This window comes from Allobosea sp. (assembly GCF_030694325.1).
Lineage (GTDB): Bacteria > Pseudomonadota > Alphaproteobacteria > Rhizobiales > Beijerinckiaceae > Allobosea.
In genome coordinates this window covers 1-7339 of record NZ_JAUXYO010000033.1, presented here as the reverse complement: position 1 = coordinate 7339, position 7339 = coordinate 1, and the positions used below count along the sequence as shown (strand labels likewise).

At 68.0% G+C, this 7339-nt stretch carries 6 protein-coding genes and 2 pseudogenes; 6 read left to right on the top strand and 2 right to left on the bottom strand.

Annotation, left to right across the window (positions count from 1 at the left end):
• The 6 genes and pseudogenes from Q8M82_RS01470 to Q8M82_RS01445 form a co-directional block, all read left to right on the top strand.
• Positions 1–257 (top strand): annotated as a pseudogene (locus tag Q8M82_RS01470) (hypothetical protein); the annotation flags it as partial.
• Positions 258–374: 117 nt separating this feature from the next.
• On the top strand, positions 375–1673 hold the full coding sequence (locus Q8M82_RS01465) for a TRAP transporter large permease (protein WP_305689613.1): 1299 nt from the start codon (positions 375–377) through the stop codon (positions 1671–1673).
• On the top strand, positions 1670–2176 hold the full coding sequence (locus Q8M82_RS01460; RefSeq protein ID WP_305689612.1) for a TRAP transporter small permease: 507 nt from the start codon (positions 1670–1672) through the stop codon (positions 2174–2176). Before Q8M82_RS01465 ends, Q8M82_RS01460 begins: the two co-directional genes overlap by 4 nt.
• Before the next feature lie 25 nt (positions 2177–2201).
• Positions 2202–2972 (top strand): SDR family NAD(P)-dependent oxidoreductase, encoded by a 771-nt coding sequence (locus Q8M82_RS01455; RefSeq protein WP_305689611.1) that lies wholly within the window; start codon positions 2202–2204, stop codon positions 2970–2972.
• Between the two features lie 278 nt (positions 2973–3250).
• A complete protein-coding gene (locus Q8M82_RS01450; protein WP_305689610.1) occupies positions 3251–4042 on the top strand; it encodes a glutamine amidotransferase in 792 nt (263 codons plus the stop codon).
• Positions 4039–5280, top strand: coding sequence for an NAD(P)/FAD-dependent oxidoreductase (locus Q8M82_RS01445; protein ID WP_305689609.1), 1242 nt, complete (start codon positions 4039–4041; stop codon positions 5278–5280). The genes Q8M82_RS01450 and Q8M82_RS01445 overlap by 4 nt, the downstream gene beginning before the upstream one ends.
• Before the next feature lie 159 nt (positions 5281–5439).
• Here the strand turns inward: Q8M82_RS01445 and Q8M82_RS01440 are convergent.
• Both Q8M82_RS01440 and Q8M82_RS01435 read right to left on the bottom strand, forming a co-directional pair.
• Positions 5440–6225: pseudogene (locus Q8M82_RS01440) on the bottom strand (succinate dehydrogenase iron-sulfur subunit).
• A gap of 14 nt (positions 6226–6239) precedes the next feature.
• Positions 6240–7339 (bottom strand): FAD-binding protein (locus tag Q8M82_RS01435; RefSeq protein WP_305689608.1); only part of this gene is annotated, 1100 nt, incomplete at its 5' end.

Sequence of the window (7339 nt, the reverse complement as noted above, 5' to 3'; positions counted from 1 at the left end):
ACAAGCTCAACGAAGCGCAGCGCCAGATCGTCAGCGAGGAGGCCGCGACGGCCGGCGCGGCGGCGCGCAAGGGCGTGCGCGACAATGAGGAGAGCAATCTCGCCGAGATGCAGAAATCCGGTGTGGCCGTGACGCGGCCCGATGTCGGCCCGTTCCGCGAGAAGATGGAGCCGGCCTATGCCCAGCTGCGCAAGGCGCTGGGCGATGACACCTGGAACACCTGGACGAAGCTCGTCGCCGCCGCCCGGGTGGCGTGACTCCGCGCTGAAGCCACCCGCCGCCGCTTCGCGCGGCGGGTGGAGCCCCCGCAGCGGCACCGGCCCTGCCGAGGGCGGTCGACGCTCCTGTCTTCGTTCCCGAGGATCTTGGTCCGCATGCTGGTATCCGCCGTCCTGATCGGCGTCTGCGTCGTCATTCTGCTGGGCGTTCCGATCGCGGTGGCGCTGGGGCTGGTCGCGATCGGCACGATGATCGCGACGGTGGGCCCGGACCTGCTGGTGATCCTTATCCAGCGCACCTATGCGGGCACGACCTCGTTCCCGCTCCTGGCCATCCCCTTCTTCGTGCTGGCCGGCAATCTGATGAATGTCGGCGGCACGACGGAGCGCATCTTCCAGGTCGCCCAGCTCTGCATGGGCCGGGTCCGGGGCGGGCTGGCGCATGTCAACGTCATCGGCAGCGTGATCTTCGCGGGCATGTCGGGCTCGGCCGTCGCGGATGCGGCGGGCATGGGCGTGATCGAGCATCGCGCCATGACCAAGGCCGGCTATACCAGCCGCTTCGCCGCGACGATCACGGCCGTGTCTTCGACGATCGGCCCGATCATTCCGCCCAGCATCCCCTTCGTGATCTATGGCAGCCTGGCGAATGTCTCGGTCGGCGCGCTGTTTCTCGCCGGTATCGTGCCCGGCCTGCTGATGGCGGCCTCCCTGATGGCGGTCATCGCGCTGGTGGCGAAGCGGATGAACCTGCCGCGTGGCGAGGGCCTGCCGCCGCTGCCGGTGGTTCGAGGGATCCTCCTGCGGGCCCTGCCGGCACTGCTCCTGCCGCCCGCCATCCTGGTCGTGATCTTCACCGGCATCGCGACGCCGACCGAAGCCGCCGTGGTGGCGGCGGGCTACGCCTTCGTGCTGGGGCGCTTCGTCTATCGCGAACTCGCCTGGTCGGACACGCTGGCGGTGATCTGGGACAGCGCCCGCCAGACGGCGCAGGTCATGTTCATCATCGCGCTGGCGGCGCCCTTCGGCTGGGTCCTCGTCCAGCAGCAGATCCCCAATGCGGTGCTGGCGTCGTTGCTGACGCTGTCCTCCGAACCCTGGGTCATCCTGCTCGTCATCAACCTCACGCTACTGCTGTTCGGGATGTTCATCGAGGGCATCGCCATCATGATTATCGCCTATCCGGTGCTGCTGCCGGTCATCACCCAGATCGGCGTCGATCCCGTGCATTTCGGCGTGATCCTGGTGCTCAACATCATGATCGGGCTGGTGACGCCGCCGGTCGGGCTGTGTCTTTACGTCATGGCCGGCATCGCCAGGATCTCGATCGCTGAGATCACCCGCGAGATCTGGCCCTATGTGCTGGCGCTGATGGGGGTGCTGATGCTGATCACCTTCGTTCCGGGGATCTCGCTGTGGCTGCCCCATGCCTTGGGTTACGGAGTGGCGCGATGATGCGCTTGTTCGGGGCCCTCGACCGGCTCGTCGCCATTGCCTGCAAGGTCGCCGCGATCGCCTGCCTGCTCGGCCTGTTCGTGCTGCTGGCGCTCGCCATCGTGCTGCGGCTGCTGCCGCTCTTCACCATTCCCGGCTATGACGAGCTGGTCGAACTGCTCTTCATCTGGCTGGTGATGCTGACTTCGCTCGCGCTGTGGCGCGAAGGCGTGCTCTACCGCGTCATGCTGTTCGAGGACCTGATGCCGGCCGCCGCCAAGCGGCTGGTCGAGATCGCCATCAACCTGGCGATGCTCGGCTTCGCGCTGGTGCTGGTCGTCTACGGGTGGGATTTCGCGCAGAATTCGGGCGAGACGACGCCGTTCCTGCGCCTCGACAAGGCCTGGTTCTACGGCGCGATCCCGGCCTGCGCCGCCCTGATGGCGGTCTACAGCCTCGTCTGGCTCTGGCGTGTCGCCACCGGCCGGGGCGCGCTGGAATCGAGCGCGACGCTCGCCGGCTGATCTCACTATCTGGAAAGGTTCGACCATGACCCGTCTCAGCGGCAAGACCGCGATCATCACCGGCGCGGCGGGGGGCATCGGCGCCGCCACGGCGCAGCTCTTCGCGGAAGAGGGCGCGCGCCTCGCCCTCGTCGACATCGACGAAGCCGTGCTCGCCGAGGTCGAGGCCATGGTGAAGGCCGCCGTGCCCGGCGTCGATCTGATCGCGATCCCCGCCGATGTCGGCCAGGAAAGTGCCGCGGCCGAGATCGTTGCGCGCACGCTCGAGGCCTTCGGTGGTGTCGATGTGCTGGTCAACAATGCCGGCATCCGCTCCTATGAGCCGCTCGATGCGGCCAAGGCCGAGACCTGGCAGAAGATCCTCTCGGTCAATCTGCTCAGCTACGCCTATCTGGCACGCGAGGCGCTGCCGGCCCTGCGCCGATCCGGCAAGGGCGCCATCGTCAACATCTCCTCGACCCATGCGTTCAACCCGCGCGGCGGCATGGGCCAGTACGACGTCGCCAAGGCCGGCATCATCTCGATGACCAAGACACTCGCCTTCGAGGAGGTCGGCCATGGCGTGCGCGTCAATGCCGTCTGCCCGGGCCTGACCCTGACGCCCTTCCATGTCCGGCGCTTCGCACCGCAGGGCAAGACCGAGCAGGACCTGCGCACGGAGAAGGTCGATCACAACATCATGCAGCGCTGGGCCGATCCGCGCGAGGTCGCTTGGCCGATCCTGTGGCTGGCGTCCGACGAGGCATCCTTCTGCACGGCCTCAGTCATCATGGCTGATGGCGGCACACGTGTCTGACGAGGGCCTCGGCGCGCAGACGCGGCAAGCGGGACGTTCTGTCAGCACGACCCCGGTTCGACAGGCCGTCGGGTTGTTGGCACTGCAGTCGGCGTGACAGGGGTTTTTGGCGCTGACAGTCGACGAAAGGGCGTCATGCGGTCGCGACAGCGTCGCCATGCCGCCACCGGCTCACAAATTGCTTGCGTGGCAGGAGCCACCCCCACACAGTCGGGGCGGCGCCGATCCGCCGCTCCCGCCCGCTTGTCTCACCGCCGATGGCCGACGCCGATTTCGCGATGACCGTTCACGCCGTTCCGGCGCGCTCCTCCCGCATCGTCCGCGCGGCCCGCCGCCGTGCCCAGCACCGGCCCCGGCCGGTGCTGATCGTGTTGCATCAGGAGCATTCGACCCCGGGGCGCGTCGGCCGGCTGCTGCAGGCGCGCGGCCACGCGCTCGACATCCGCAAGCCGCGCTATGGCGACCCGCTGCCGCAGACGATGCGCGACCATGCCGGCGCGGTGATCTTCGGCGGGCCGATGTCGGCCAATGACCCCGACGACTTCGTCAAGGCCGAGATCGACTGGATCAATGTCTGCCTGAAGGAGGCCGCCCCCTATCTCGGCATCTGTCTGGGCGCGCAGATGCTGGCGCGGACGCTGGGCGGCCGGGTCTACACCCATCCGGAGGGGCGCGCCGAGGTCGGCTATTACGGCCTCGACCTCACCGATCACGGCCGCGATCATGCGGCGGAGGCCGGCTTCCACTGGCCCGGCACCGTCTATCAATGGCACCGTGAGGGCTTCGATTGCCCGCCCGGCGCGGAGTGCCTGGCGACCGGCGGCGATTTTCCGGTCCAGGCGATCCGCTCTGGGCCGCGCGCCTACGGGATCCAGTTCCACCCGGAGGTGACGCCGGCGATGATGTGCCGCTGGTCGGTGCGCGGGCATGAACGCACACTGATGCCGGGCGCGCAGCTGCGCCATCTCCATCTCGAGGGCTGGTACCAGCACGACCCGGCGATCCGCCGCTGGCTCGATGGCTTCCTCGACCACTGGCTCAAACTCCCGACCGAAACGGACGCCGCGTGACCCGCACAGCCCTTGTTCTCGGCGCCGGCATGGTCGGCGTCTCCTGCGCGCTCTCGCTCCAGAAGCGCGGCTTCACCGTGACCCTGATCGACCGCCGCGAGCCCGGCCGGGAAACCTCCTATGGCAATGCCGGCGTGCTGGCGCGCTCCTCGATCGTGCCGCTCAACAATCCCGGGCTCTACGGCAAGATCAGGAGCTATCTCGGCAACCGCCACCCGGCGCTGAACCTGGACTGGTCGCGAGCGCTGACCCGACCGGGCTGGCTGCTGCGCTTCCTCTGGGAGGCACGCCCCTCGCAGGCGGCCGCCCGCATCGCCGCGCTGGAGTCGCTGACGAGCAGCACGGTCGAGCGCCATCGCGCGCTGATGGCGGAGGCCGGGGTCAGCCATCGCCTGCGCGAGACCGGCACGCTCAAGCTCTGGCGCAGCGAGGCCGGCCATGCGGCGGCCCAGGCCGAGCACGACTTCCTCAAGGCGCATGGCATCGCCTCGCAGGTGCTCGACCGGCAGGGCATTTCGGGCGTCGAACCGGCGCTGAACCCGATCTTCCACGCCGGGCTGCTCTGCCTGGAGAACGCCTCGGTGGATTCGCCGGGCGCCGTGACGCAGGCCTATGCCGAGCTGTTCGCGCAGCGCGGCGGGCGGATCGAGCGGGCGGAAGTCCAGCGGCTGGAGCGCGGCGCGTCCGGCTGGCGGGTGATGACGCCACAGGGCGACTTCGAGGCCGACATCGCCGTCGTCGCGCTCGGGCCCTGGAGCATGGATCTCCTGGCGCCTCTGGGCCTCGACCCCAAGCTCGACGTCGAGCGCGGCTATCACCGCCATCTGCGGGCGAAGCCGGGGGCCAAATTGTCGCGCCCGGTCTACGACGTCGACGCCGCCTATTTCATGGCGCCGATGGAAGAGGGCTACCGCGTCACCAGCGGCGTCGATCTGAGCCGCCGCGACGCGCCCGACAACCACCGCCAGATCGATCAGGTCACGGCGAGTGCGCGCGAAGCCTTCCCGCTCGACGAATTCGCCGGAGAGACCTGGCGCGGCGCACGGCCGACTTTGCCGGATTCACTGCCGATGATCGGCGAGGCGCCGCGCAACCCCGGCCTCTGGCTCGCCTTCGGCAACCAGCATCTCGGCTTCTCGACGGGCCCGATCACGGGCGAGATCGTCGCCGCCCTGGTCTGCGGCGAGACGCCGCCGGTGGACCCGGCTCCGTTCAGGCCGGCGCGGTATATCGGCTGAGTTGCGCGGTAGAACCACTCCGTCATCCCGGACAAGCCGCGCAGCAGCGCCGATCCGGGATCCATCGGAGGGCTCAGTTCCCTACGATGGATCCCGGCGCTCCGCTTCGCTTCGGCCGGGATGACGGCGCGGGAATGAGGATCGTCGGAGCAAACCTGCTCAAACCTGGCGCGCCACCATCATCTTCTTGACCTCCGCGATCGCCTTGGCCGGGTTGAGACCCTTGGGGCAGGCGTTGGCGCAGTTCATGATGGTGTGGCAGCGATAGAGCCGGAACGGGTCCTCGAGATTGTCGAGGCGCTCGCCGGTCTGCTCGTCGCGGCTATCGATCAGCCAGCGATAGGCCTGCAGCAGGGCGGCGTGGCCGACATAGCGGTCGCCATTCCACAAGTAGCTCGGGCAGGAGGTGGTGCAGCAGGCGCAGAGGATGCACTCATAAACCCCGACGAGCTTCTCGCGGTCCACGCGGCCCTGCTACCACTCTTTTTCTGGCGCCGGCGTCGTGGTTTGCAGCCAGGGCTCGATCGAGGCGTGCTGGGCGTAGAACTGGGTCAGGTCCGGCACCAGGTCCTTGATCACCGGCATATGCGGCAGCGGGTAGATCGCGACCTTGCCCTTGGAGCCGCACTCGTCGATGCCGGTGGTACAGGCCAGCCCGTTCTTGCCGTCCATGTTCATGGCGCAGGAACCGCAGATGCCCTCGCGGCAGGAGCGGCGGAAGGTCAGCGTCGGATCGATCTTGGACTTGATCCAGATCAGCGCGTCCAGAACCATCGGGCCGCAATCTTCGCGGTCGACGAAGTAGGTGTCGGTGCGCGGATTCTCGGTGTCGTCGGGGCTCCAGCGATAGACCTTGAACTCGGTCAGCTTGGCGGCCCCGGCCGGCTTCGGCCAGGTCTTGCCCGCGACGAGGCGCGAGTTCTGCGGAAGATTGAATTCAGCCATCTGTCAAATCGTCCTCAGTACACCCGCGCCTTGGGCTTGATGTACTCGATGTCGTTCGAGAGCGTGTAGGTGTGGACCGGGCGGTCGTCGAGCGTGACGGTGCGCTTCTCGTCGTCGATCCAGGACAGGGTGTGCTTCATCCAGTCCTTGTCGTCGCGGTTCGGATAGTCCTCGCGGGCATGGGCGCCGCGGCTCTCGGGACGGTTCAGGGCCGAGTCCATGGTGACGACGGCCTGGGTGATCAGGTTGTCGAACTCCAGCGTCTCGATCAGGTCCGAATTCCAGATCAGCGAGCGGTCCTTGGTGCCGATGTCGGTGATGCCGGCCCAGACCTCGTGGATGAGCTTGTGGCCCTCTTCCAGCGTCTCGCCGGTGCGGTAGACGGCGCAGTTGTCCTGCATCGTGCGCTGCATCCGGCCGCGCAGGTCGGCGGTCGGCGTGCCGCCCGAAGCGTTGCGGTACTTGTCGAGGCGCGAGAGCGCCAGGTCGGCCGAGTTCTTCGGCAATTCGGGCTGCTTCTCGCCCGCGCTCACCGTGTCGGCGCAGCGCAGGCCGGCGGCGCGACCGAAGACGACGAGGTCGATCAGCGAGTTCGAGCCGAGGCGGTTGGCGCCATGGACGGAGACGCAGGCCGCCTCGCCGATCGCCATCAGGCCGGGCACCACGGTGTCGGGGTTGCCGTCGACCTTGGTCAGCACCTCGCCATGGAAGTTCGTGGGGATGCCGCCCATGTTGTAGTGGACCGTCGGCAGCACGGGAATCGGCTCGCGGGTGACGTCGACGCCGGCGAAGATCTTGGCGCTCTCGGAGATGCCGGGCAGGCGCTCGTGCAGGATCTTCGGGTCGAGATGGTCGAGATGCAGGTAGATGTGGTCCTTGTTCTTGCCGACGCCACGGCCGCCGCGGATCTCCATCGTCATCGAGCGTGAGACGACGTCGCGCGAGGCGAGATCCTTGGCGGACGGGGCATAGCGCTCCATGAAGCGCTCGCCTTCCGAATTGGTCAGGTAGCCGCCCTCGCCGCGGGCGCCTTCCGTGATCAGGCAGCCGGCGCCGTAGATGCCGGTCGGGTGGAACTGCACGAACTCCATGTCCTGCAGCGGCAGGCCGGCGC

Bases quoted from the DNA above. Each gene is read 5' to 3' on its own strand.
- Q8M82_RS01465 (WP_305689613.1), top strand. From the start codon at position 375: ATGCTGGTATCCGCCGTCCTGATCGGCGTCTGCGTCGTCATTCTGCTG.
- Q8M82_RS01450 (WP_305689610.1), top strand. From the start codon at position 3,251: ATGACCGTTCACGCCGTTCCGGCGCGCTCCTCCCGCATCGTCCGCGCG.
- Q8M82_RS01460 (WP_305689612.1), top strand. From the start codon at position 1,670: ATGATGCGCTTGTTCGGGGCCCTCGACCGGCTCGTCGCCATTGCCTGC.
- Q8M82_RS01455 (WP_305689611.1), top strand. From the start codon at position 2,202: ATGACCCGTCTCAGCGGCAAGACCGCGATCATCACCGGCGCGGCGGGG.